Origin of the sequence: Pseudomonas sp. CBC3 (genome assembly GCF_037967085.1) — a bacterium.
Taxonomy (GTDB): Bacteria; Pseudomonadota; Gammaproteobacteria; order Pseudomonadales; family Pseudomonadaceae; genus Stutzerimonas.
This window is the reverse complement of sequence record NZ_JBANEO010000005.1, coordinates 59851-85260: the sequence shown is the minus strand read 5'-3', so window position 1 is coordinate 85260 and position 25410 is coordinate 59851. Positions and strand designations below refer to the sequence as shown.

Genomic DNA, 25410 nt, shown 5'->3' with positions numbered 1-25410 from the left:
TTGGCCGAGGCTGTGTAAAAACGTTTTCGAGCGCGACAGGTACTCAAAACCGGACTGGAAATCGCGCATCTGGGCGAAATCCACATCTGCTGAGGTGCCGAAAAATTTCAGATTTCACGTAGACGCGCGCACTTCAATTTTGACGAAGCGTTTTTACACACTCTGGGCCGGTTGTTGCCTACCGCGACCGATAGCTGTGGTTCGACTTCAGTCTGTCGCGACCGGCAGCAGCTGACTTAATGGTAGTGGGTCTTTCACACCCTCCTTTATCTTTGGAACGCCTGGTAGGTCGCTGTCAGCAACGGCGCCTCCCTCACCTGTTCATGATCTAACGTACCCTTGGCAGCTCGTCCCAGCGGCAGGTGTACCCCGGAGAACGCAGCTCCTGCTTCATCGACCAGCCGCCCAGGGCCGGCACGCGCGCCAGGCGCACGGTGCCGCGGCCCATGTTGGTGTTGATCCTGTCCACGGTTGCCATCAGCGCCGCGCTGCGCGGCCGCGGCGCCGGGGCGAACAGGTCGGCCTGTACCTGCCCGGGGCTGGCCAGGTTCATCAGCATCACCCCGGCTTTCTGGTACCGGTAGCCGGGCCGGTAGATACCCTCCAGCCCGGCCAGCGCCGCCTGCACCAGGTCGCGCGAGTCGTTGCTCGGCGTGTGCAGCGCCACGCTGGCGGTGCGCGCGTAGCGCGGCTCGTCCGGGTTGAACACCCCGGTGCGGATATACACCTGCAGCAGCTGCCACACATCGCCTTGCGCGCGCAGCTTCTCCGCTGCGCGGCAGGCGTAGCTGGCCACCGCCTCGCGCAGCGGCGCCAGCTCCGTCACTCGGAGCGAGAAGCTGCGGCTGCAGGTGATCATCTGCTTCGGCTCCGGCCCCTCGTCCAGGGCGAAGCACGGCTCGCCACGCAGCTCACGAATGGTCTTCTCCAGCACCACCGAGAACTGCTTGCGCATCGTCCAGGCGTCCTGCTGCGCCAGATCCCAGGCGGTTTTAACACCCAGCGCGCCCAGGTGCGCCTGCAGCTTGCGCCCCACGCCCCACACCTCGCCCAGCGGCGCGTCCTTGAGCAACGCCGCCTGCTGCTCGGGCCGGGTGGCCACCACCCCCCCGCTCTGGCTACGCCGCTTGGCGGCCCAGTTGGCCAACTTGGCCAAGGTCTTCGTGGTGCTGATGCCCACCCCCACCGGCATGCCCGTCAGCCGTTGCACCTCCGCGCGAATGTGCCGGCCGTAACCGGCCAGCGGCCGGCCGAGGCCCGCCAGGTCGAGAAAGCTCTCGTCGATCGAATAAACCTCCAGACGCGGTGCCAGCCCGCGCAGCACCCGTACCACCCGTGCGGAAACGTCGCCGTACAGCGCATAGTTGCTGCTGAACGCCAGCACGCCATGCGCCTGCACCAGGTCGCGGATCTTGAAGAACGGCTCGCCCATGCCAATGCCCAGCGCCTTGGCCTCGTTGCTGCGGCTCACCACACAGCCGTCGTTGTTGCTCAGTACCACCATCGGCACCGTGCGCAGGTCGGGGCGGAACAGCCGCTCGCAACTCACGTAGAAGTTGTTGCAGTCCACCAGGGCATAGGTCGGCATCAGCACCCCGGCAGCTTGTGAATGCAGCGCGTCACCACGCCGAACACCTCCAGGTCCTCGCCGTCGCGCAGGCGAATGTCCGGGTAGGCCTTGTTCGCCGCGCGTAGCACCGGCGTGCCGTATTCATAGGCCAGCTGCTTGCAGGTGAACTCCCCGTTCACCACCGCCACCACCACCATGCCCGCGCGCGGCGTGATTGTCGTCAGGCCCCGCCACGGAACGGGCAGCAGGAACCGGTAATAAACGTCCGGATACACTTTTGTGTAGTGAGTTCAGTCAGAACAGAGTGCTGGTTTGAGAAAGCTACGAGCGGCGACAGTCGCCCCAAACCAGCCAAGCGTGACAGGCAACAAGCGGCCCAGGCTGTGTAAAAACTTCAGCTGAAATTCAACGTGCGCGTTACTAGGCGAAATCCCTGGAGCTTGGCCGGGCTGGAGTGCTCAGAATTCGTTAGGAGACGCCGATGTTGATCATCAAATGATCAGTGCTCGGTGCTCGGTGCTCGGTGCTCGGTGCTCAAAATATCTGTCGCCAGCCGCTTATGATCATTGGTTCTTACAGCCCCTACCCTGCAGTTCGCAATGCAGCGATTTCGCTATTGCGCTTCCAATACCGTTCGCATCCATTTCGGCAGTTTGCAGGCCAGCAATTTGACTAAGTCTTCAGGTCGGAGCCCTTTCTTGATCGCCGCAATACATTCAGGAGTTGAGCCGCCTTTACCGAGATAAAACAATGCACTGATAGCGGCACCCACCTCAGTTCCGGCATGTTGCATGACCATCGGTGCCGCGTGTATCAGCCGAATTTCAGCTTTCCCTATGAATACTGAACGGCTGGCTCCGCTGGTGTAATAGATTGGAATGAGTGGCATCTGGGTGCTGAGCCCAAACCTTCTGACGGCATTGGCGCCGTGGATCTGCAGAGACAAGCGTTTCTGCTTGGTAATCAGGCTAATCAATTTCCAGGGATTGGGGCGAGCCCTGGCAACGTAGCGTCCGGGTTTCGGGCGCATATAGATCCCGCGATACACCCGTTCGAGCTCGCCTCGGTTGACCAGTCGAGCTATTGCTTTGGATACGGCGTTTTTCGTTCCAAACCCTGTGAAACGGCTAATGCTGAACGGCTGCCCTTTAGGTAGGCGCTTGACTCGTTGCGCAATCCGGGCGGATACCGACTGGGCTTGATCAGTGCTGAGCATCGTGGCGTTCACGCCTATAGCGTGAAGTCTAACGACGAACTGAAAAGCGGCTGATGGAACGCAATCACCCTTCGCCGATATTCATCATCTTGAGCGTCGTTTACCAGGCACTCTTCGAGGCGCCCCAGCGAGAAAACTTGAACGGCGGACGGGTAGTGTCTGAGCAGGCTTTTCGCATAGCTGCGAATGTCATCAGGTAGTTCGGTGTTACGAGAGAGGTCGCGGAGAAAAGCTTCGGTCTTGACGACACTCCGGGTTCTTTCATGCGGAAGGGTCAAAGCGGCTACCTCCTTATTCAGTTATTCCAATCTACGAGACCAGAACGGGCAAGCCGCGCGCTTACCCCTAATTTGTCCGCGATTCGACGTGGTGCGGCTGATGGATTTTCAACCCTACAATCAGTTCTTTCCCCAGTAGTTGTCTTTGCTGACCAGACCAAAATCTTCGGAAGCAAATGGCTGATCATCATCGAACATACCATTGACCATGCGCTCCCGACGCAACCCACTCAGCACCCTGAAAAAGCAGGGCTCACAGAGATGCACCCGGTAGTGCTCCCCATCATGCTGGGAGCCATATCCCCATTGGGCTTCAAGCTTGCCGTATTGGGGACCATAGCCGGGAATACGCGTGCCAGAGCGGCACACGTCGCAGATCACATCCTCAACGACATCGACCAATGCCTGCGACTTAATCTCCATGCACACCTCACGATTACGTTCCACACGACGCCGGCCGGTTATGGATTCATGAACACCAACATCATTGGATCAGCCTCGACTGGCTGAGCATCAAAAACAAGCCAGTAGCTGCTGCCGATAATGCTGGGAAAAGCTGACCTGGTAAGCGGGCTCAATTGCAAAGCCACCCAGCGAAATGATGTTCGTAGGCTGCGATCCAATACCCGGTTCTGCACCACCTAACCCCGCACCGTCGAAACCTTCGACATGACCCAAAGTGCCCATCGGCTCAGGCCTGGAGCCTGGAGTAAAACCAGGCATCTGCACATCGCTCAAAACTGCCAGGTCATCAGGCAAGTCATCCGAAATTCGCTCCGCAAAGCCCTGAAGCGTTGGCTCCGCCAACATGAATAGCCATGCCTGGTCGTCGGACTCACCTGTGCGCCGCAGCACTCGCCCCAGCACTTGCCGGTAATGCAGTTCGGTACGGATACGGCTGAGATAGCAGCACACTTGCAGGCGGGGAATGTCGGTGCCTTCGCTGATCATTCCGACGGCCACAATCCAGCGGCAGGCGCTGCTCCGGAATACATTGATTACCTGCTGCGCATCCGGGGTTTTGTTGGTCACGATGCGGCACTCTTCACCCATTGCTTCCAGAGCCAGTACAACTTGCTGGGCGTGTTCGATGTCGGTGGCCACCACCAAACCAGCGGCATCAGATTTGATCTGGCGTAGCTCGTTCAGCTTGCTGCAGCCAAGATCGAGGATTGGATTGACCACCTCGTCATGACGCAGAAGTTCCTCATAGGTGACAGGTGACTCCCCCAAAAGCTTGGCGATGCTGGGAAACAGCCTTACGGAGCTATCCGCGCCAAGCTCTTCCGTAAGTTTCACCTTCTGATTGTCGAGTAACACAATGCGAGGTGATCGGCACACGCCGTCGGCAATGGAATCTTTCAAGCCATAACGGTAATCACAGATCAAATGCCCCTCGGGCGAAGAGTAGCGAGCCAATGCGATGGCCTTGTCGTCCGAACGCCAGGGCGTGCCAGACAGGGCCAACGTGAAGGCAGCCCGATCCTGTATTCGATTCAGTATCTGCTGCCCCCAGGCATTGCTGAGCAGCGGATCGTGGCCGGCGCAATGGTGGATTTCATCGAAGACCACAAGCACCCGGTAATCATCAAGCAGCTGCCAGAATCCCTCATCACGGTATTCCATGGCCTGATAGGTATATGCCGCCCCAACGGCACCTATTTGCCCATCGAGACGTCTGCCCAGGACTTCCGCAAAGGTCGAACGAAAACCCTCCACGACCTGGCAGGACGGCGCAAAGCAAAGCACCAGATCAATTCTGTCCTGCTCAAGCAGTCGGCTGGCTAGCTCTGCGGCCATGCGCGTCTTACCAGCCCCCGGCGTTGCCTGGCAAAAGAAGTGCGGCGTGACGGTGAAGTGCTCCAACGCCCTGGTGATGCAGCTGTTCTGCCAGCTGCGTAGCAGTCTGCTCATTGTGGCGCAGCAAGCGTTTTGAGGGTCTTTTCGATGGCGCGTAGATGGCCCAGAAGGCGAGAGCTGCGATCCCTGGCCTCCAGATACTCGCCTTCAACCTTGCCCCGCAAATGTGGCATCTCATCCAGAAGCAGCTTGAATCGTTCCGCCTCGCCCATAGAGGACAGGAAGTCCAAGCGGATTTCCTTGTGGAGCGCTTCGAGCTGCTGATTCGTATTTGCTGGAGATTGAAGCGGTAGCGCCTCCACTTCGAACGCAGCCGGTGCCTGCTGGGGTTCCCCGGCAATCTTGAGGCTGCTCTCAAAGCCGTTGTCGATCAATTCCAGTTGCAGATGTGCCGGAATCGGCTGCAGATGGTAGACCTGCCCTCGAACACGACGATCCTCATCCAGCACAACCCAGCCCGCGCGCAGCAACCGGCGAATCTGCTCATACACATAGCGGCGCACATCGGCGATACGGAAATGTGTGCCGTTTAGGCGAGCGGCATAGGCATCGCGCAGTTCACGGGTCGTAAACGTTGTACGCCCTGGCTCCTGAAGCAGCTCATACAGACGCCTGTCGAAGATAAACGAGGCCGATTTCATTGAGGCACCAGAAGGGTTAGCGCAAAAATGCGGATTATAATCCGTGGCCTGTGCGTCCGCAAACGCACGATAGTGCCGCCTCAAGTTGAATTGAGACGGTCATGGATAAGTTGGCGAAAGCGTTAGGGGAACGCATCCGAATGCAGAGGAAGGCCTGCCGGATTTCCCAGGACGCATTGGCGCTGGCGTGCAGTCTCGACCGCAGCTACGTAGGTCGCATCGAGCGTGGCGAGGTCAACATCACCGTCGAGAAGCTCTACCGCATCGCAGGCGAGCTAGCCTGCGATCCTTCAAGCCTTCTGCCAAAGCCATCTGAAATCTGATCGAGCACCTAATGCTGTTAAACAGCAACGCTCTCGCTACGTTGCCCCAAACCGACAGCAGCCTTAAGCATCTTGAAAATCACCAACGCAAATGTCCGTTTCTTGGTCTCGTTATCCAGCGCTTCCCGTAAAAGCTTGTTATGGGCTGGTGGAGGCTAGGCTGTGGTCACATACAAGGCTAGAGTCATGTGCAGGCACCATCGTCTTCATCATACTCAGGATCATCCTCTCCCCATTTAAAGCGGTAGAGGGTAGGGCTTTCATAATCCGCAGCGGCCGAAAACACATCACTCGCCAGCATGCTCACAATGTCACCCGTATTAAGGGGCACGCTTGCACTACCGTCCGAATCCGCGTGGTGATCGTAGATATAATCCCACCCCGCGTCCGTGACCGCCCACAGCGCCAGTTGAGCATCTCTGTCCATGCCTTCCAGGCAGGCATGCAGCAAGCTTTCGATAACGTCTTCGTAGGCCGCCCAATCAGAAGATTCCTCTCCCTGGATCTGGGCGCAGATCTCCTCCCAGACGTTCGCTAGCCCAGAATCCCCTGACAGCTCTGCAGCCATACTTTCCAGCTTTTCGATCACTTCTTTGACGGTCGATGCAGCTAACCTGCTAGCCCACGCCCTAACGATGTGTTGCTCTATACGACTCATGCGCTCTCCATGCTCATAACCTGCGGTTAGTTAATGCTTGGTGAAAGCCCAGCCTGCTGGGTCAGCATCTTCAAAATCACCAACGCAAACGCCCGGCTCTTGGTTTCGTTATCCAGCACTTCCAGCGAAAGTTTCTCGTGGTCGGTCATGGCGTCCAGCACGGTGTCGAGTACGCGCTTGGGGAACAGGCCGTGCATCACTTGCTCCACCGAGTGGTTGTTCACCTGAGCCATCACATCTTCCTGGCGGCTGATGCGGTTGGCGATGCCAGTGAGGAATTGCAGCTGGTCTTCATCGCTCACTTCGGCACCGAAGATATCGTTCAGCGCCTCGATGATTTCCGATAGCCGTTTCTTCTCCGGGTCGTGGGGCTTGCCGCTGCCCAGTCCCGTGGCCGGTTCGAGGCCGTAGTCGCCTTGCTCCTCGCTCAGGCGCAGCTGATGCTCGGCGCGCTTGGTCAGGCGGTAGTGGGTCAGTTGCAGCTCACCCACATCCACGTCTTCCTGATCGAGGCGATCCACGCGCAGCAGCGGGTGCAGGTGCTTGGCGTACACGCACAGCTGCTCCAGCTCGCGATCCTCGTAGGGGATGATCTGCGAAAGGAACTCGTACAGGCGCACAAAGCTCTGCAGGTTTTTCTTGAACAGGTCGAGCTGATCGACTTGCTCACCGGCTTCCTTGAGGGCTGCTTCGGCCTTTTTCAGGCCGTCGCCGTCGCCGTTCTTCTCGGCGGTACGCTTGAAGTCCAGCGCGTGCTGGCGTGATTCCTGGGCCAGCTTGTAGCGCTTGGCAAAACGCTCCTTGGCCGGCGCGCAGTAGTAACTGAGCTTACTGGCGGCGGCCTTGGGGTCGAAGAAGGCCAGCGCAAACGCCGCCACCTCTTCCCAGTGGTAAATACCCTCGGCATCCAGCTTCTTCTGCAGGTCATAGATGAGCTGTGGGTCGGTCACGTCGGTCAGCTCGGCCTTGGTGTAGTACGGCAGGAAGGCGTCGAGAATGTCCTGAGCGTCGTTGAAGAAGTCGAGGATGAAGGTCGGCTTGCTGTCGCCAAAGGTACGGTTCAGGCGCGACAGGGTTTGCACGCAGTCCACGCCCTGCAGCTTCTTGTCCACGTACATGGCGCACAGCTTGGGCTGATCGAAGCCGGTCTGGTACTTGTTGGCGGCGATCATCACGTTGAAGTCCTGGGTGTCGAAGGCTTCCGCCAGGTCGCGCCCGTTCAGGCCGGGGTTGAGCAGGCTGCTGCTTTCCGTCACCTCTTCGGGAATCACTCCGTCCGGCAACACACTGCCGGAGAAGGCCACCAGCGGATGCACATCGGTGTAGCCCATCTGCTTCACATAAGCCTGCACCGCCAGCTGATAGCGCACCGCCTCCTGCCGGCTGCTGGTGACCACCATGGCCTTGGCCTGGCCGCCCAGCAGGTGGCGGATATTGGCGCGGAAGTGCTCGACGATCACCTCCACCTTCTGGCTGATGTTGTACGGATGCAGGCGCACCCAGCGCGCCAGTTTCATGCGCGCCTTCTTCGAGTCCACTTCCTCGTCGTCGCCGTCCGGGTGGGCGATCTTCCAGGCGGTGCTGTAGGTGGTGTAGTTCTGCAGCACATCGAGGATGAAGCCTTCCTCGATGGCCTGGCGCATGGAGTACAGGTGGAACGCCTCGGGTTTGTTGTCGGCGCTCGCCGGCAATGCCGGATTGGCCGGGCGACCGAACAGCTCCAGGGTCTTGGCCTTGGGCGTGGCAGTGAAGGCGTAGTAGCTGATGCGCTCGTTGGGCGCGCGGGCGGCCACGGCGGCGTCCAGCAGCTCTTCGGCGCTGATCTCTTCCGCGTCCCCTTCGTTTCCAACAACAGCATCGCTGCCGAGAATCTGCTTGAGCTTGCTGGCCGATGAGCCGGTCTGCGAGGAATGCGCCTCGTCGGCGATCACCGCATAGCGCCCGCTGGCAAGCCTCGGGTACTTGTCCAGCGCATCGAACAGCGCCGGGAAGGTCTGGATGGTGACGATGATGATGCGCGTCTGCTCGGCCAGCGCCTCGGCCAACTGCTCGGACTTGCTCTGGCTGCCGATATCGCGGGTGATGCACTTGACCACGCCCTGGGCGTGCTCGAACTGGTAGATGGTGTCCTGCAGTTGCTTATCCAGCACGGTGCGGTCGGTAATCACGATCACCGAATTGAACAGCCGCTGGCCCTCGGCATCGTAGAGCGAGGCCAGTTGATGCGCCGTCCAGGCAATCGAGTTGGACTTGCCTGAGCCGGCGCTGTGCTGGATCAGGTAACGCTTGCCCGGCCCTTCAGCGCGGGTGGTCTCGATCAGTGTGTTGACCACTTCCCACTGGTGATAGCGCGGGAAGATCAGGGTTTCTTTGGTGAGACGCTTGCCATCGGCATCTTCCTTCACGCTCTTTTGCAGGTGCAGGAAGCGGCCCAGCACCTTGAGCCAGGCATCCGGCTGGAACAGGCGCTGCCACAGGTAGCCGGTGGCGTACTGGCTATCGTCTGGCGCAGGCGGGTTGCCGGCGCCGCCGTCGAGGCTGCCGAGGTTGAACGGCAGGAAGAAGGTCTCCTTGCCGGCCAGCTGGGTGGTCATCGCCACCTCATCCTGACTCACGGCAAAGTGCACCAGCGCACCGCGTTTGAAGGTCAGCAGCGGCTCGGGCTTGCGCGTCAGCGGGTCTTTTACCGGGCGGTCGTAGCGGTACTGGCGCTTGGCGTTTTCCACGCTTTGCTTGAACTCGCTTTTCAGCTCCAGCGTGGCGACAGGGATGCCGTTGACGAACAAAACCAGATCCAGACGCGGGTTGTACTCCCCCTCGCGATAGTGCGGGGAATACGACACCTCCGGCACCACGCGCAGACGGTTGCACTGGTAGCGCTTGAGCGTATCCGGGTTCATGCCGTGGTCGGGCTTGAAGCTGCACGCCTCAATCTTCACCCCCGGCAGCTTGAAGCCATGACGCAGCACATCCAGGGTGCCGTCCTGCTCCAGTTCGCGAACAAGTTTCTGCACCAGCACGGCGTCCGGATTGTTCGGGTTGGCCTTGGCGAACTTGTCCCAACGCTCTGGCCAGGCGTCCTTGAAGTAACCGAGAAAGTCCTCGGTATACAGCGCCGTGTGCCGGTCATAGCCGCTGGCCGGGCCGGTGAGCCAGCCTTGGGCGGTCATGGCGCTGATGATGTCCTGCTGGAACTGGGCTTCCTTGCTGTCTGCCATTACACGGCCTCTGCTACTGCTGGTTCGGTGGCTGGAGTGCTGACCGGTGGCTGCCAGCCGCGTACGTCGATTTTGCCGGTGACGGCGGCGGAGATTAGGGCTGAGCGGCGTTCTTGGAGCAGCCGGACACCACAAGCTGCCTCAGTCAACAACGCACCCAGCTCTGCATCAATCTCCAGAATGAAAGCCTGGATAGCTGCACGCTCAGAACCCGTCGGTGGAACCGCAATTTTTATTGAGCCAAGAGCTTCCGCAGTTAACTTTGGCTGAGCAGATCCGGTCACGTAGTTCGTCAAATCCTGCTGCTCAATAACCTCCACCCAGTAAGTAAGACTGTCATCCTGAGGTCGAATTATATGAGCATGGTTGTTAACCCAGTATTTACCTTGTGCCACAAATGCAATCGGGGTTGATCTCATAAGCAAGTTCGCCCCATCCTCGGACACTAAGACCAAGTCCTCTTCGAAGATAAAATCATTTACATAATCAATAATCCCAGATGCACCATAGTAGGGATAATCCCCCTGCATTGCTCCCCGGTCTTCCGCCTTGATCGGAATACGTTGCCCATCAAGAAACTCAAAGAAAAACTTAATTGGGGCGACTGTCCAATGCGCCGGCACCTCGCCCAGCCACTCCACGCCAGAGTCTTTCATCGGCACCGTCGGGTTAAGGCCTTTGGTGACGGCGTGGGAGATCACGGCCTGGCGCTTTTCCTTGAGCAGTTCGATCAGGCGCTGCTGCTCTTCGATCAGCGCGTCGATGCGGGCGGTTTCGTGGTCGAGGAATTCACCAATCGTTCTCTGCTCGTTAAGCGAAGGAAAAGGAAGGGATAACTGAACAAAGTTGTTATATCTGAGAGCCTGTCCGTCACGGACAAGATTGCTCGTATTTTGAAGCGCAGATATGAAAGAGACGGATTTGAAAAGATGTTTAAAAAATCTATTGTCGATTCCTCTATTGGCATAGAGCGGCACATATGCAGAACTTACAGCGCCACTATAGGAGCAAAACTCCAGCCCGCCTTGGAAGCTCCGCATACTGATGACAAAGTCATTAACTTCAGCTTTCTTTAAAATATCTCGACCCAAGATAACCTGCATCACCTTCTGGCCTTCAAGCTCTGAAAATAACCTCTGCGGAATGACGCCATACTTTTGCGAAGCTGTCAGCTGTTCGTCACTCTCAAGGGCCTTAATATTTCTCTCCGAGAAAATGTTTTTGCTCCGATAGACATGCCAGTGACTCGGATCTCACCAACCCATTCATGACCGGAATTCTTGTATTCCGGATAGCTAGAAAACGTCATGCCGACAGCCCCTCGATCATCTGCTTGATGCGATCGGTGCAGGCTTTCAGGTCGCGGTCGATCTCGGCCAGAGGGCGCGGCGGCTGGAACACATAGAAGTGGCGGTTAAAGGGAATCTCGAAACCGACCACGCCGACTTCGCCGTCCTGCGCATCCGTCTTGCTCTCGTCGATCCAGGCATCCGGCACATGGGGTTTTACTTCGCGCTCGAAGTAGTCGTATACCGACTCGCCCAGCGGCACGTTCTCGTTGTCGCGCAGGCCGGCGTCGGCTTCCGGCTGGCCCTTGACCATGCAGATATCGGCTTCCGGGTCACGCTCACTCAGGGCGTTGAGGATGGCCTTCAGCTCCGGCGTACTGGGGAATACGTCGTGGGCGTTGAGTGCCTTTTTCAGCAGCTTGCTGAATTGCTCGCGGTTGCGGTGCAGCACGCTGGCGTCCATGGCTTGCAGCGCCTCGACCAGACGCTGACGGGCCGGGGCTTCCAGCTTCTCGATGGCTTTTTCTTTCAGCACTTTTTCGATGCGCTCGGCGCTGGCCTGGAAGTTCAGGCGCAGCGGGCGTTCCACGGTGATGCGCCGGTAGCCGAAAGCTTCGACGGGGAAGATCTTGCTCTGCGGCGTTTCCTCGAAGCGGCCATACAGGCGCACCAGCGCGTCGATCTGCTCCTCGGTGAGGTACTGGCGCTTGCTGCCCAGCGATTTGCGCATCTTGGCAAAGTGCTGGCTGCCGTCAATCAACTGCACCTTGCCCTGGCGTACGGCGGCCTTGTGGTTGCTCAGCACCCACACATAGGTGGCGATGCCGGTGTTGTAGAACATGTCGGTGGGCAGGGCGATGATGGCTTCGACCAGATCGTTCTGCAGCAGGTAGCGGCGGATCTCCGACTCACCCGAACCGGCGCCACCAGTAAACAGCGGCGAGCCGTTGAGGATGATGCCGATGCGCGAGCCACCTTCACGCGGGTCACGCATCTTGCTGACCAGGTGCAGGAGGAACAGCAGCGAGCCATCGGACACACGCGGCAGGCCGGGGCCGAAGCGGCCGTTGAAGCCCTTCTCGGTGTGCTCGTCGGTAATCTGCTTCTGTACCTTCTTCCACTCCACGCCAAACGGCGGGTTGCTGAGCATAAAGTCGAAGTGGTGCTCGGGGCCGGCCAGTTGGTCGTTGGACAGGGTGTTGCCCAGCTTGATGTTGGTGACGTCCTGGCCCTTGATCAGCATGTCCGCCTTGCAGATGGCGTAGGACTCTGGGTTCAGCTCCTGGCCGTGCAGCGACACGGTGACTTGCTGGCTGATGGATTGGATGTACTCGTCTCCCTCGGAGAGGAAGCCGCCGGTGCCGGCAGTCGGGTCATAGATGGTGACGATGCTGTTGGGCTTGAGCTTGTCGTCCTGCCCGGTGATCACCAGCGAGGTGGTCAGGTGCACGATATCGCGCGGGGTGAAGTGCTCCCCGGCGGTTTCGTTGGAGCTTTCCGCGAACTTGCGGATCAGCTCTTCGAAGATGATGCCCATGCCGAAGTTGCTGATGCGCTCGGGGCTCAGGTCGGTGGCGGCGAAGCGCTGCACTACCTGATACAGCAGGTTGGCGGCGGCGAGTTGCTGCACGAAGTCTTCGAAGTGGAAGTGCTCGAAAATCTCGCGGGCATCCTTGCTGAAGGACTGTACATAGCTCATCAGATCGGCAGCGGTCTGGGTGTCGGACAGCGTGCCCAGGGTCAACTTGGAAGCATTGAAGAACTGCTGCCCGGCGGCGCGCAGCAACAGCCGCTCGCGCACCAGATCAGGCCGACCTTCCTGGGCGTAGGATTCACGAATCACCGCTTCCTTGGTCGGCTCCAGCACACATTCCATACGCCGCAGCAGGGTGAACGGCAGGATGATGCGGCCGTACTGAGATTGCTTGAAGTCACCGCGCAACAGATCGGCAATGGACCAAAGAAACGCGGCCGTCTGGGAATGGTTTTCCGTGTTCACGCTACTACTCCTTGGAATACGCGTAAAAACGCGAGTCTAACCTAGACGCCCGTCATCACCTCACCCGCACTGTTTGAGTTTTCTCGACAGCATCGCGGAAGCCCGACTTGTGGATGCCCTGAGAAGTAATGAGCCTTTTATATAAGAGGAACTTTATCTGCTGTTCTCACGAGAGGAAATCTGCTGGCGAAACCTGGCCGGAGCGATCACAGGAGCACTTCGAAAAAAGTTAGGTTTTGGAGCCTAAATTTGACCCAGAATCAGCGAAAGCTAACTAAAAGCTCTGCCATAACACAAGATCGAGAGGAAAAACCGTGCTGAATAGGCTGGAAAGCCAACGATCGCAAGGGATCGACTGAAGATCGCAAAACGTGACTAAAAGCTAATAGCGCAGATATGCATATTGAGCCATGGAAACGAATGCCCGTGACAAGGAAATAGAGGAAGGAAGACCCCGTCGCAGGGACGGGTCAGAACAGTTCGGCAAAGCTACCGGAATGCTCATGGCAGGGCAAACCACCGGCCATGCCTCAGCGTGATGGCATTTTGCCGCTCAACGGGGCATCATTGCGTTCTTTTCGCGTTAGCTGTATGGCTTTTCTCGCCTTATCACATAGGTCCGATCCGCTTGGCCGATACTGATCCCCTTCAGCCGCGCTCGTCCCGTCCCGAGTGGTTCACCAGGCTCGGCCAGCTGGCGGGCCGGGTGTTTAGCCGCTGTCTGTCGCCCCGGCGTTCTGTTTCCCGTTGGCAAGCGTTGCGCTATTCGGACTCCATACTGGACGCCATCGAAGAGCGTATCGTCATCAGCGACCTCACCGGTCGGCTGCAGTATCTCAATAGCCAGGCCGGGTCGATGTTCGGCCTGAACAATCGAGACGTGGGACGTTATCGACTGCAGGAGCTGCTGCCGACGCTCTGCCGCGATGCATTCGAGGCCGGCGATCCGCGCTCCGATCTCGATTTGGAGCCCGTGCGACGGCTGCAGGATGGGGAAACACACCTATATTCCATGACCCGCCGAGCACTGTGCCTGGGCGGCAATGCGCAGCCTTCCGGTTTCGTCTGGGTCATGCGCGACATCACGCGTGAGCAGCAGGCGCAGACAGCGCTGGCGGAGCGGGAGCGCTTCTGGTCCGAGGTGCTGCGTGCGGTGCCCGACACGCTTTACGTGCAGGATCTAACGGCGGGCAAGCTGCTGTTCAGTAATAACAATCTGGCCTCGCGCCTGGGTTACAGCGAAGAGGAGCGTGGCGAGGAAGCCAATTTCTTCTGGCAGCGCATCAGTCACCCGGACGACCAGGAATACATCGCGCGGCTACTCGCCCTGCGCGGCTCGATGACCGACGGTCAGAGCCAGGAATCTCTGCTGCGTTGGCGCCATCGTAACGGCAAATGGCATTGGTTCAGCGTTTCCGAACAGGTGCTGGCGCGCGATGAGCAGGGACGGGTGCAGCGGCTGATCGGCGTGGCCCGGGACGTCACCGCTAATATCGAGCACAGCCATTCCCTGCGTGTCAGTGAACGTCGGTACCGCATGCTGGCCGACAGCCTGCGCGATCTGATCTTCACCACTGACAGCGCGGTACGCATCAATTACATCAGCCCGTCGGTGCAGACCATGCTGGGCTACAGCCCGGAATGGGTGGCCCGTCATGGTCTGGATCGGGTAGTGACCAAGCCGCGCCAGGCCGCCGGCTTCTACGATTTGATGCGCAGAGTGCGCAAGGCTTCGGCCAATCCGGCAGCGATCGCTGAACTCGGCCAGAGTCTGCAAGGCGAAACGTTGTACTTCGATTGTGTTGCCGCCGACGGTCGAACGCTCGCGCTCGAGTTGCGAGTCATGTTGCTCTGGAACGAAAACAGTCGTTTCGATGGCACTTTGTGCATCGCCCGTGACATAAGCGAGCAGCGCCAGGCGGAGAAGGCGCTGCGCCGCGCGGCGACGGTATTCGACCATTCCACTGCCGCTATCGTGGTCACCGATCCTGCTGGGCAGATCGTCCAGGTCAACGCGGCGTTCCAGCGCATCACCGGTTATCGCACCGACGAGATACTGGGCAAGCTGCCGACGGCGCTCAGCGCGGATCGACAGCAAGCCAACCAGATGACCTTCGTTCGCGACAAGATTCTTCAAGCTGGCACCTGGGAAGGCGAGTTCTGGCTCAAGCGCAAAGAGGGCGAAACCTATCCGTGCTGGGTCGGCATTACCGCCGTGCGCGACGCTGAGAACGACCTGGTCAGCTACGTCTGCTTCTTTAGCGACATGAGCGAGCGCAAGGCCAGCGAGAAACGCATCCATCGCTTGGCCTATTACGATGGCCTGACTCAGTTACCCAACAGGACGCTGTTCCAGGACCGTCTGCACAGCAGCCTGCAACTGGCCGCACGGCGCGGTGGCTGGGTGGTGCTGATGTTTCTCGACCTGGATCGGTTCAAGCCAATCAACGACTCGCTGGGCCACGCCGCGGGCGATCGGATGCTCAAGGATGTCGCCGCGCGTCTGGCTTCGTGCGTCGACGAGGACGATACAGTGGCGCGCATGGGCGGTGACGAGTTCACCTTTCTTCTGCGCCCAAGCGGCGACCGCGATGAAGCCCTGAGCCGTGCGATTCAGGTTGCCGAACGCATTCTGGCCAGCCTGGCCGAGCCATTCGTGCTGTCGGGTCGGGAATTCTTCGTCACCGCCAGCATCGGCATCGCGCTCAGCCCGCAGGATGGCAACGACCTCAGCCAGTTGATGAAGAACGCCGATACGGCGATGTACTACGCCAAGGAGCGCGGTAAGAACAACTTCCAGTTCTACCAGGCCGAGATGAATGCCCGCGCGCTGGAACGTTTAGAACTGGAAAGCGATCTTCGCCACGCGCTCGAGCAGCGGCAGTTGGTGCTGCATTACCAGCCGCAATTCCTCGTCAATGGCCACACCCTGACCGGCGTGGAGGCGCTGTTGCGTTGGCAGCACCCACTGCGTGGCCTGGTACCGCCAGACGATTTCATCCCGGCGCTGGAAGAGCTTGGGCTGGTGGTGGAAGTCGGCGACTGGGTGCTCCGCGAAGCCTGCCGGCAGATCGTCGAGTGGCAGGCGCAGGGGCTGGTCGTGCCGAAAGTCTCGGTGAACCTTTCCGCCAGGCAGTTCGCCGATGGTCGGCTCGGTCAGCGCATCGCGGCGATTCTGGCGTCCAGCGACATCCTGCCGGGCCGGCTGGAGCTGGAGCTGACCGAAAGCATTCTGATGCAGGATGTGAATGGAGCGATGCGCACCCTCGATTCGCTCAAGCGCCTCGGACTCTCCCTTGCGATCGACGATTTCGGCACCGGCTATTCCTCACTGAATTATCTGAAGGCGTTCCCTATCGACGTGCTGAAGATCGACCGCAGCTTCGTCGACGGCGTGCCTGCGGGCGAGCAGGACACGCAGATCGCCCACGCAATCATCGCCATGGCGCACAGCCTCAGACTGTCAGTGATCGCCGAAGGCGTGGAAACACAGGCGCAGCTGGATTTTTTGCGCGAGCATGACTGCGATGAAGTGCAGGGTTACTTCCTCGGCCGACCGATGCCGGCCGACGGGTTGTCGATCTATTTGAGTGAGGATCGGACGATCGACAAAACTGTCGCAGACTAAGCGTGGTGCGCGAAACGCCGACCGTATTTTTCGCAACGACCAGCTTTCCAGTCTTCTGCGCTTTTCCCGTCTCAGCATTCATGTTGCCCATGACCACAGTTCATACCCGCGATCTGGTGGATGGGGTAGAATCCGCGCCTCTCTTTTATCCAACGCCAGCTGATTCTCAGGGGACCGCCATGTTCAGCCGTGATTTGACCCTCGCCAAATACGACGCCGATCTTTTCGCTGCCATGGAGCAGGAAGCCCAGCGCCAGGAAGACCACATCGAGCTGATCGCCTCGGAGAACTACACCAGCCCGGCGGTGATGGAAGCCCAGGGTTCGGTGCTGACCAACAAGTACGCCGAAGGATATCCGGGCAAGCGCTACTACGGTGGTTGCGAGCACGTCGACGTGGTCGAGCAGCTGGCCATCGATCGCGCCAAGGAGTTGTTCGGCGCCGACTACGCCAACGTTCAGCCGCACGCCGGTTCCCAAGCCAACGCCGCCGTCTATCTGGCGCTGCTCAGCGCCGGTGACACCATCCTCGGCATGAGCCTGGCCCACGGCGGTCACCTGACCCACGGCGCCAGCGTTTCCTCCTCCGGCAAGCTGTACAACGCCGTGCAGTACGGCATCAACGATCAGGGTCTGATCGATTACGACGAAGTCGAGCGCCTGGCCGTCGAGCACAAGCCGAAGATGATCGTTGCCGGCTTCTCTGCTTACTCGCAAAAGCTGGATTTCCCGCGCTTCCGCGAGATCGCCGACAAGGTCGGTGCCTACTTGTTCGTCGACATGGCCCACGTGGCCGGCCTGGTTGCCGCAGGCGTCTACCCGAACCCGGTGCCCTTCGCCGACGTGGTCACCACCACCACCCACAAGACCCTGCGCGGCCCGCGCGGCGGCCTGATCCTCGCGCGCGCCAATGCCGAGATCGAGAAGAAGCTCAACTCCGCCGTCTTCCCCGGCGCACAGGGCGGCCCGCTGGAGCACGTGATCGCCGCCAAGGCCGTGTGCTTCAAGGAAGCGCTACAGCCCGAGTTCAAGGAATACCAGCAGCAAGTGGTGAAGAACGCCCAGGCCATGGCCGAAGTGTTCATCCAGCGCGGCTTCGATGTGGTCTCCGGCGGTACCCAGAATCACCTGTTCCTGCTGAGCCTGATCAAGCAGGACATCACCGGTAAGGACGCCGATGCGGCCCTGGGCAACGCTCACATCACCGTGAACAAGAACAGCGTGCCGAACGATCCGCGCTCGCCTTTCGTCACTTCCGGCCTGCGCATCGGTACCCCGGCCGTTACCACTCGTGGCTTCAAGGAAGCCGAGTGCCGTGATCTCGCCGGCTGGATCTGCGACATTCTCGACAAGATGGGAGACGAGTCGGTGATCGACGCGGTGCGTGGCAAGGTCGAGGCGGTCTGCGCCAAGTTCCCGGTCTACGGTAAGTAATAGCCAGCGCAGCATGGAGAAGCCCGGTCATTTGCCGGGCTTTTTCGTTTCTGCCTGAAATGAATTCGGCAGCGTTCAGCAAGATTGGTGTTATCCGGGGAGCCTCGATGCAGCTCAGACACAAGATCGCCGCACTCAGCATCCTGCCATTGCTGCTGGCCGTGGCGGTGGTCTGCGCGCTGGTGTTGTTCCAGAACCAGCGCCTCGGTGAGCAACAGGCGCAACTGATCGAAAGCAGCATCCTGGCTAGCAAGCAGGCCGAGCTGAAGAACTACGTCGAAATGGCCCTCAGCACCATCGCGCCACTCTACGACACCGGCCTCGACGATGAAGAAACCCAGCGGAAGGTGCTCGCCGCGTTAGGGCGCTTCAGTTTCGGTAGTGACGGTTACTTCTTCGTCTACGACCGCAATGGGCGCAACCTGATGCATCCGCGGCAGAGCGAGCTGGTCGGCAAGGACCTGTGGCACATGACCGACCCCAACGGTCTGCCGGTGATCCAGGCCCTGATGCACAGCGCCGAGACCGGCAAAGGCTTCCAGCGCTACGTCTGGCAGAAGCCCTCGACCGGCCAGTTCGCGGCGAAACTGGCCTATGTGGTGATGCTCGAACGCTGGGGCTGGATGCTCGGGACCGGCATCTACCTCGAGGATGTGGACCAGGCGATTCTGCTGGTGCGTGAAGAGGTTGCCAGCGGCATCCACACCACCATGCTGGCGATTGCTGCCGTGGCGCTGGTGGCCGTATTGCTGGTTTTCGCGAGCGGGCTGACGCTGAACGTCAGTGAGCGACGCTTGGCCGACCGCAAGCTGCAGCTGCTGACTCAGCGCATCGTCAGCCTGCAGGAAGAAGAGCGCTCGCGGGTCTCCCGAGAGTTGCACGACGGTATCAGTCAGTTGCTGGTGTCGATCAAGTTCCAGTTCGAGCTGGCCAGCCACGAACTGGCCAGCGGCAACCCGAAGGTGCAGACGACGCTTGATATGGGTATCGAGCGACTGGCCGGCGCGATAGGCGAGGTGCGGCGAATCTCTCACGACCTGCATCCCTCACTTCTCGACACGCTGGGATTATCGGCGGCGATAGGCCAGCTCGTAGCCGAGTTCGAGCAGCGCAGCGGACTGAAGATGCGATACAGCAACGCGCTTGGCGATGAAGATCCGGACGATTCGGTGGCCGTCGCGCTGTTCCGGGTCTTGCAGGAGGCGCTGACCAATATCGACCGGCACGCCGCGGCGCAGTCTGTTCATATCAGCCTGGACGGGAACGAAGCCTCTGTGCGCTTGCGCGTTCGAGACGACGGCATCGGCTTCGACCCGCGTCGGCTCGATAGCATGAAGGGCAGCGGTATCGGCCTGCGCAACATCCGTGAACGGGTGGAGCACTTCGGTGGACGTTTCAGCCTGCTATCGGCCGCCGGCGGTACCGAGCTGGACGTGACCTTGCCGGCACGGGCCGGCTGACAAACATGGATATCCAAATAATAAGAGGCTCGCTCAATGAACCCGAAAGCTCGCATAAAGGTGGTACTGATCGACGACCATGCCTTGGTTCGGGACGGCATCCGCGCGCTGCTGATGGCCGTGCCCGAACTGGATGTAGTAGGGGAGGCCGGCTGCGGTGCCGAGGCGATCGACCTACTCGAACGTGTGTCGGCAGACGTGGTGCTGATGGACATTGGGCTAAAGGACGTCAACGGCCTCGAACTGACGCAATCGCTGCGCGAGCGCTTTCCAGGGATTCGCGTGCTGATTCTGAGCATGTACGACAATCAGGAGTACGTGACCACCTCGGTGAAAGTCGGCGCCCATGGTTACGTGCTGAAGGATGCGCCATCGCGCGAAATCATCGTCGCAATCGAGGCGATTGCTGCCGGTAACACCTACTACAGCGAAGGGATTGCCGAGAAACTGGCCAGCCGCGGCGGCGAAGAGCGCGAACTGACGCCACGCGAGCGCGAGGTGTTGCTCATGCTCGCCCAGGGGCATAACAACAAGACCATGGCGCGTGCGCTGCAAATCAGTGTTCGGACGGTGGAAACCCATCGGCTGAGCATCCGCCGCAAGCTCGATATCGATCGGCCTGCGGATCTGATGAAGCATGCAATGGTGCATGGCTGGTTGCCGGGACAGCACTAACGGCGGTTGTCACGCTCAAACGCAGGCGGTGTGGTCTATTGGCCGCGGCGCTGCGATATCGAATGCAACCAATAGTCTCCGGAATCTACATGCCTGACAAATCACTCGGAGTGAGGCCTCCGCCTCCGCTGGTCTACCTGATCTTCATCGGCTCTGCCTGGGGATTGTCGAGCGGGGTGCCGCTCGACCTGCCGGTGCATGAGCTGGCGTCCTGTGCCGGCTGGGCCTCGATTGTGATAGGCGTCCTGCTGATGGTCTGGGCGGCATGGGAGATGTTTCGCCATCGCACCACCATCAACCCCTATGGCAAGCCGAGCAGCCTGTTGCAGAGCGGGCCGTTCGGCTTTTCGCGCAACCCGATCTACTTGGCCGATACGATGATCTATTGCGGCATTGCGCTGCTGCTTGCCAGTCTCTGGCCCTGGCTGCTGCTACCCTTGCTGTTTCTCTGCATGCAGCGCACCGTGATCGTTCACGAAGAGCATTTGCTGACGAGTCTGTTTGGCGACGAATACCGCGCCTACCGGCGGCGAGTGCGCCGTTGGCTCTAAGCGCCGCTTTGGCAGGGCGGGCTCGTCTTGTCAGTTCACAGAAGTTTACCGGGAGCTGAAATCATGACCGAAAACACCCACGACCGTCGGCGTTTCCAGCGTATCGACTTCGACGCCGTAACGGAGCTCGCTCAGGGGCAGAACCGCTGGCCGGTGGAGCTGCACGATCTGTCATTGAAAGGATTGCTGGTCCATCGCCCGTCGAGCTGGGATGCCGACCCCGCGCAACCGTTTCATGCTCGGATTCGTCTATCGGACGATGCGGAAGTGCGCATGGAAGTCGAGATGGCGCATGCCGAAGGCGAGCTGATCGGCCTGGTCTGTCGCCATATCGATGTCGAATCGATCAGCCATTTACGGCGTCTGGTCGAACTCAATCTGGGCGATGAAGCGTTGCTCGACCGCGAGCTGGCTGCGCTTGGCGAGCGTGACGACGCGAGCCGATAGAGCAAAAAATCAGAAAACGCTGGAAGGCTGAATGAAAGACGCCTGGGGTTCGACAGACATGTGGGGGCGCGACCTTAATGCTCTCCAGTGTTGAGCGCTTTTTGAACAGCGCGTCCAGCGCCTACCGGAACCGCACCATGCAGCCCCGTCAGCGCATGCTTTGACGCGTCGCCCTTGGGCGCGATGGCGCGCTTGGAATTGTGCTGACGGTCTCCGTCCAGGCACTCAGGGCACGGGCGATTCTCGCCGGACGAGCCTGCTCGCCAAACATTAATAAATCCGTGGAGCGCCGGACTCAGCCGACGAGCCGGGGTCTGTTGCTGCAACGTGCGCTGAAGCGCCTGGCGATCGCGATTTCGCATCGCAGTCTCCAAGCGAGCCATGGGGATGGGTGAGCTCGGTTACCGCTGGTAAGACCGGTCAGCCCAATTTTCAGAATTATCTCTTGACTCTACGCGTTAGGTCGCCAGAGACTGGCCTCGCATTGGACATACCGGTAAGACCACAATAATCAAGTTCTGGCTCCGTACTCAGGTCGCGGAAGCTAGAGCGCCGACTAGAGATCCTTCCCATGCTCAAATGGTGCTCGCGTTCGATATTCCTTCAAGTTGTTCTGGGGTTGGTGCTTGGCATCGCCTGCGGACTCAGCTTTCCTGAATTTTCCACTCAGCTCAAACCTTTGGGCGATGGCTTTATCAAGCTGATCAAGATGCTGATCGGCCTGATCGTCTTCTGTGTTGTCGTCAGTGGTATTTCCGGTGCCGGTGACTTGAAAAAGGTGGGCCGCATAGGTCTCAAGTCGGTCATCTATTTCGAGGTGCTGACCACCATCGCGCTGGTGATCGGGTTGGTGCTGGCATTCAGTACTGGTGTCGGCAGTGGCGCCAATATTCATCTCGATGAACTGGCCGCTGCCGATATCGCCGGGTTCGCCGAGCGTGGCCAGCAGATGCAGGGAACGACCGACTTCCTGTTGGCGCTGATTCCTTCGTCCGTCATCGGTGCCTTTGCCGAGAACAATATTCTTCAGGTGCTGCTCTTCTCGGTCCTGTTCGGTAGCGCATTGAATCTTGTGGGCGAACCGGCTGCCGGCATTTCGAGGCTGATCAATGAGCTGAGCCACGTGATCTTCCGCATCATGGGCATGATCGTGCGCCTGGCGCCGATCGGCGTGTTCGGTGCGATTGCATTCACGACTAGCAAATACGGCCTGGAGTCGCTGCAGCATCTGGGCGGCCTGGTTGCGCTGTTCTACGTCACCTGCATCGCCTTTGTCATGCTCGTCCTAGGTTTCGTGATGCGCTTGTCCGGGCTGAGAATCGTGCCGCTGTTCAAGTATCTGCGTGAAGAACTGACCATAGTCCTCGGAACGGCGTCGTCGGATGCGGTGTTGCCGCAGATCATGCGCAAGCTTGAGCATCTGGGTATCGGCAGCTCGACTGTCGGGCTGGTCATCCCGACTGGTTATTCATTCAATCTGGACGGCTTTTCCATCTACCTGACACTGGCCATCGTGTTCATCGCCAACGCAACCGGAACGCCGCTGGCGACCTCCGATCTGTTGACGATACTGCTGGTTTCTCTGATTACCTCTAAAGGCGCCCATGGCATTCCCGGTTCGGCTCTGGTCATCCTCGCCGCGACCCTGACGGCCGTACCGGCAATTCCGGTGGTGGGGCTGGTACTGGTGCTGGCAGTGGATTGGTTCATGGGCATCGGCCGTGCATTGACCAACCTGATCGGCAACTGTGTCGCTACGGTGGCTATCGCTCGCTGGGAAAAGGATATCGACCTCGAGCGGGCGAACAAGGTACTGGCTGGTAATGAGGGTTACGGCTTCCAGGCTCTCAAGGCTAACTCACCGCTCCAGCATTGAGGGGCGGCAGCTCAGGGCTTGAGTCTGTCAGCGTTGGGCTGACAGACTCGGTTGGCCGATACTTGGAATTTTCATGGAGCGAACGGTGATTACCTCGCGGACAGTTGTCGATTCAATTGTAGAGAAGCTTCGTTCCGCGCTGACCCAGGGGCAATGGCGGTCAGGTGAAATGCTGCCCGGGCAGCGTGAACTCGCCGAGCAGTGGGGCATCAGCCGTCCGAGCCTGCGCGAGGCGATCATCGTCCTGGAAACCCAGGGGCTGTTGCGCACCATGCCCGGCAAAGGGGTCGTCGTGCTCGATGCGCCAAGTGTACCGGCGGCCCAGGGGAGCGTCGCCGTCGCCAGCCTGGAGCACGTTCTGCAGCTTCGCTACTCCCTCGAACCCTTCATCGTCGGACTCGTGGCGCAGGCCATCAGCAGCAAGGAGGTTGGCCAGTTGCGGCTTATCCTGATGGACATGCGCGAGGCCCTCGACGCCAGCGACAGTGAGGCGGGCGCCAACGCGTACATCGCCTTTCACGAGGAGCTGTTTACCCTGACATCAAACCCGATTTTTCAGAATGTGGTGCAACAGACCAGCATTGCGCTCAAGCAGAGCGCGGACATGCTGCGCAATTCTCCCGAGCATCTGGCCGAGCGGCTGGAGGAAAACGAAGCAGTAGTGCGCGCCATACGCAACAAGAACAGCGCCGTGGCTAGCGCCGCGATGCGCCGACACATTCTCATGGAGGGAACGAGGATGGGCGTTCAGTTGAATATCCCGGAAGAGCAGCCGGGGCTGTAGTCCAAGCCGGCTCAGGCGCGATCGGCCTCGAACCCGGCGTGCACGCCTGGCACCAGAGCATTGGGCACAACCGAGCAACAGCCGGGGCTGACCGGCACCCGAGTCGTTTCGCTATTCGAACAACGCATCCAGCGCCTGTTCGAGCCGCGTCACCGCGATGATCTGCAGCCCTGCCGGCGCTTCCTTAGGCGCGTTGCCCTTGGGCACGATGGCGCGTTTGAAACCGTGCTTGGCCGCTTCCTTCAGGCGTTCCTGGCCGCTCGGTACCGGGCGGATTTCGCCGGACAGGCCCACTTCGCCGAATACCAGCAGATCGGTATCCAGCGGCCGGTTGCGCAGGCTGGAAATCACCGCCGCCATCAGCGCCAGATCCGCCGCGGTCTCCAGCACTTTCACGCCGCCGACAACGTTGATGAACACGTCCTGGTCGTAGGTGGGAATGCTGCCGTGTCGGTGCAGCACGGCCAGCAGCATGGCCAAGCGGTTCTGGTCCAGGCCCAGGGTGACGCGGCGCGGGTTGGCGAGGTGGCTGGTGTCCACCAGCGCCTGCACCTCCACCAACATCGGCCGGGTGCCTTCCCAGGTCGCCATGACCACGCTGCCGGGAACTGCTTCCTGGGCGCGGGTAAGGAAGATCGCCGAGGGGTTGGTGACTTCCTTCAGGCCCTTGTCGGTCATGCCGAAAACGCCCAGCTCGTTGACCGCGCCGAAGCGATTCTTCACCGCGCGCAACAGGCGCAGGCGGCCGTCGGATTCGCCCTCGAAATACAGCACGGTGTCGACCATGTGCTCCAGCACGCGCGGCCCAGCCAGTGCGCCTTCCTTGGTCACGTGGCCGACGAGGAAGATCGCCGTGCCGCTCTGCTTGGCGAAGCGCACCAGCAGCGCCGCGCTTTCCCGTACCTGGGCGACGCCGCCGGGCGCGGATTGCAGTTGCTCGGTGAAGATGGTCTGGATCGAGTCGATCACCATCACCTTGGGCTTTTCCAGCCGCGCGGTGGCGATGATGGATTCGATGCAGGTTTCGGTCATCACCTTCAATTTGTCCTGCGGCAGATCCAGCCGCCGCGCGCGCATGGCCACCTGCTGCTGGGATTCCTCGCCGGTGACATAGAGCGCCGGGAAGCGCTGGGCGATGGCGCAGAGTGTCTGCAGCAGGATGGTGGACTTGCCGATGCCCGGATCACCGCCGATAAGCACCACCGAACCGTCCACCAGGCCTCCGCCGAGCACACGGTCCAGTTCACCGGACGCGGTGGAAAAGCGCAGCACTTCTTCGACGCTGACTTCGGCCAGAGTCTTGATGTTGGCCTGCTCGCCCGCCCATCCGGCACGGCCCGATGGCGGGGCGGCGCCGTCGATGATCGTTTCGACAAGGGTGTTCCAGGCGCCGCAATCGCCGCACTGGCCGGCCCATTTGGGAAAGGTCGAGCCGCACTCGGTGCAGCCGTACATGCGCTTGGCCTTGGCCATGGGAACTCCGCGTCGGGGAAATGGAGTCGCA

The 25410-nt window shown here is 59.9% G+C and carries 21 protein-coding genes; 9 read left to right on the top strand and 12 right to left on the bottom strand.

What is annotated here, in order from left to right:
* Positions 1-328: 328 nt before the first annotated feature.
* From umuC to V6943_RS19010, 7 genes are all read right to left on the bottom strand, one after another.
* Complete coding sequence (gene umuC, locus V6943_RS19040) at positions 329-1588, bottom strand: translesion error-prone DNA polymerase V subunit UmuC (RefSeq protein WP_256057989.1); 1260 nt, start codon at positions 1586-1588, stop codon at positions 329-331.
* Positions 1588-1845 carry a LexA family protein gene (locus V6943_RS19035; RefSeq protein WP_256057990.1) on the bottom strand — a complete coding sequence of 86 codons (258 nt, stop codon included), beginning with the start codon at positions 1843-1845 and terminating at the stop codon, positions 1588-1590. Before V6943_RS19035 ends, umuC begins: the two co-directional genes overlap by 1 nt.
* A 338-nt stretch (positions 1846-2183) precedes the next feature.
* Positions 2184-2786, bottom strand: coding sequence for a DUF6088 family protein (locus tag V6943_RS19030; RefSeq protein ID WP_256057991.1), 603 nt, complete (start codon positions 2784-2786; stop codon positions 2184-2186).
* 14 nt (positions 2787-2800) lie between these two features.
* Positions 2801-3064, bottom strand: a complete 264-nt coding sequence (locus V6943_RS19025; protein ID WP_143498806.1) for a BPSL0761 family protein — start codon at positions 3062-3064, stop codon at positions 2801-2803.
* Between the two features lie 120 nt (positions 3065-3184).
* Positions 3185-3487, bottom strand: a complete 303-nt coding sequence (locus V6943_RS19020) for a hypothetical protein (RefSeq protein ID WP_256057992.1) — start codon at positions 3485-3487, stop codon at positions 3185-3187.
* A 90-nt stretch (positions 3488-3577) separates the two neighbouring features.
* Complete coding sequence (locus tag V6943_RS19015; protein ID WP_256057993.1) at positions 3578-4978, bottom strand: DEAD/DEAH box helicase; 1401 nt, start codon at positions 4976-4978, stop codon at positions 3578-3580.
* Positions 4975-5565, bottom strand: a complete 591-nt coding sequence (locus tag V6943_RS19010) for a hypothetical protein (protein ID WP_256058050.1) — start codon at positions 5563-5565, stop codon at positions 4975-4977. The genes V6943_RS19015 and V6943_RS19010 overlap by 4 nt, the downstream gene beginning before the upstream one ends.
* Before the next feature lie 101 nt (positions 5566-5666).
* On the opposite strand from V6943_RS19010, the gene V6943_RS19005 reads away from it, so the two are divergent.
* On the top strand, positions 5667-5888 hold the full coding sequence (locus V6943_RS19005; protein WP_011979093.1) for a helix-turn-helix domain-containing protein: 222 nt from the start codon (positions 5667-5669) through the stop codon (positions 5886-5888).
* Between the two features lie 184 nt (positions 5889-6072).
* On the opposite strand, the gene V6943_RS19000 is transcribed toward V6943_RS19005, so the two are convergent.
* From V6943_RS19000 to V6943_RS18980, 4 genes are all read right to left on the bottom strand, one after another.
* Positions 6073-6546, bottom strand: a complete 474-nt coding sequence (locus tag V6943_RS19000; protein ID WP_256057994.1) for a hypothetical protein — start codon at positions 6544-6546, stop codon at positions 6073-6075.
* Between the two features lie 26 nt (positions 6547-6572).
* On the bottom strand, positions 6573-9764 hold the full coding sequence (locus tag V6943_RS18995) for a type I restriction endonuclease subunit R (RefSeq protein ID WP_256057996.1): 3192 nt from the start codon (positions 9762-9764) through the stop codon (positions 6573-6575).
* Positions 9764-10963 (bottom strand): restriction endonuclease subunit S, encoded by a 1200-nt coding sequence (locus V6943_RS20550; protein WP_445324161.1) that lies wholly within the window; start codon positions 10961-10963, stop codon positions 9764-9766. Before V6943_RS20550 ends, V6943_RS18995 begins: the two co-directional genes overlap by 1 nt.
* A gap of 106 nt (positions 10964-11069) precedes the next feature.
* Positions 11070-13052, bottom strand: coding sequence for a type I restriction-modification system subunit M (locus V6943_RS18980; RefSeq protein ID WP_256057997.1), 1983 nt, complete (start codon positions 13050-13052; stop codon positions 11070-11072).
* A gap of 628 nt (positions 13053-13680) precedes the next feature.
* On the opposite strand from V6943_RS18980, the gene V6943_RS18975 reads away from it, so the two are divergent.
* The 8 genes from V6943_RS18975 (at position 13681) to V6943_RS18940 (ending at position 23906) form a co-directional block, all read left to right on the top strand.
* Positions 13681-16680 carry a bifunctional diguanylate cyclase/phosphodiesterase gene (locus V6943_RS18975; RefSeq protein ID WP_340555071.1) on the top strand — a complete coding sequence of 1000 codons (3000 nt, stop codon included), beginning with the start codon at positions 13681-13683 and terminating at the stop codon, positions 16678-16680.
* A 179-nt stretch (positions 16681-16859) separates the two neighbouring features.
* The gene (glyA, locus tag V6943_RS18970; protein ID WP_340555070.1) at positions 16860-18113 is read left to right on the top strand and encodes a serine hydroxymethyltransferase; all 1254 of its coding nucleotides are present in this window, start codon (positions 16860-16862) and stop codon (positions 18111-18113) included.
* Between the two features lie 107 nt (positions 18114-18220).
* On the top strand, positions 18221-19573 hold the full coding sequence (locus tag V6943_RS18965) for a cache domain-containing protein (RefSeq protein ID WP_340555069.1): 1353 nt from the start codon (positions 18221-18223) through the stop codon (positions 19571-19573).
* A 36-nt stretch (positions 19574-19609) separates the two neighbouring features.
* Positions 19610-20248, top strand: a complete 639-nt coding sequence (locus tag V6943_RS18960; protein ID WP_131651894.1) for a response regulator — start codon at positions 19610-19612, stop codon at positions 20246-20248.
* An 89-nt stretch (positions 20249-20337) separates the two neighbouring features.
* A complete protein-coding gene (locus V6943_RS18955) occupies positions 20338-20799 on the top strand; it encodes a methyltransferase family protein (protein ID WP_131651893.1) in 462 nt (153 codons plus the stop codon).
* Positions 20800-20862: 63 nt separating this feature from the next.
* A complete protein-coding gene (locus V6943_RS18950; RefSeq protein ID WP_340555068.1) occupies positions 20863-21246 on the top strand; it encodes a PilZ domain-containing protein in 384 nt (127 codons plus the stop codon).
* Positions 21247-21817: 571 nt separating this feature from the next.
* Positions 21818-23122 carry a C4-dicarboxylate transporter DctA gene (locus V6943_RS18945; protein WP_131651891.1) on the top strand — a complete coding sequence of 435 codons (1305 nt, stop codon included), beginning with the start codon at positions 21818-21820 and terminating at the stop codon, positions 23120-23122.
* An 85-nt stretch (positions 23123-23207) separates the two neighbouring features.
* Positions 23208-23906, top strand: coding sequence for a FadR/GntR family transcriptional regulator (locus V6943_RS18940; RefSeq protein WP_131651951.1), 699 nt, complete (start codon positions 23208-23210; stop codon positions 23904-23906).
* Positions 23907-24017: 111 nt separating this feature from the next.
* On the opposite strand, the gene radA is transcribed toward V6943_RS18940, so the two are convergent.
* Entirely contained in the window at positions 24018-25379 is a 1362-nt protein-coding gene (gene radA, locus V6943_RS18935) for a DNA repair protein RadA (RefSeq protein WP_340555067.1), read from the bottom strand.
* Positions 25380-25410 lie beyond the last annotated feature (31 nt).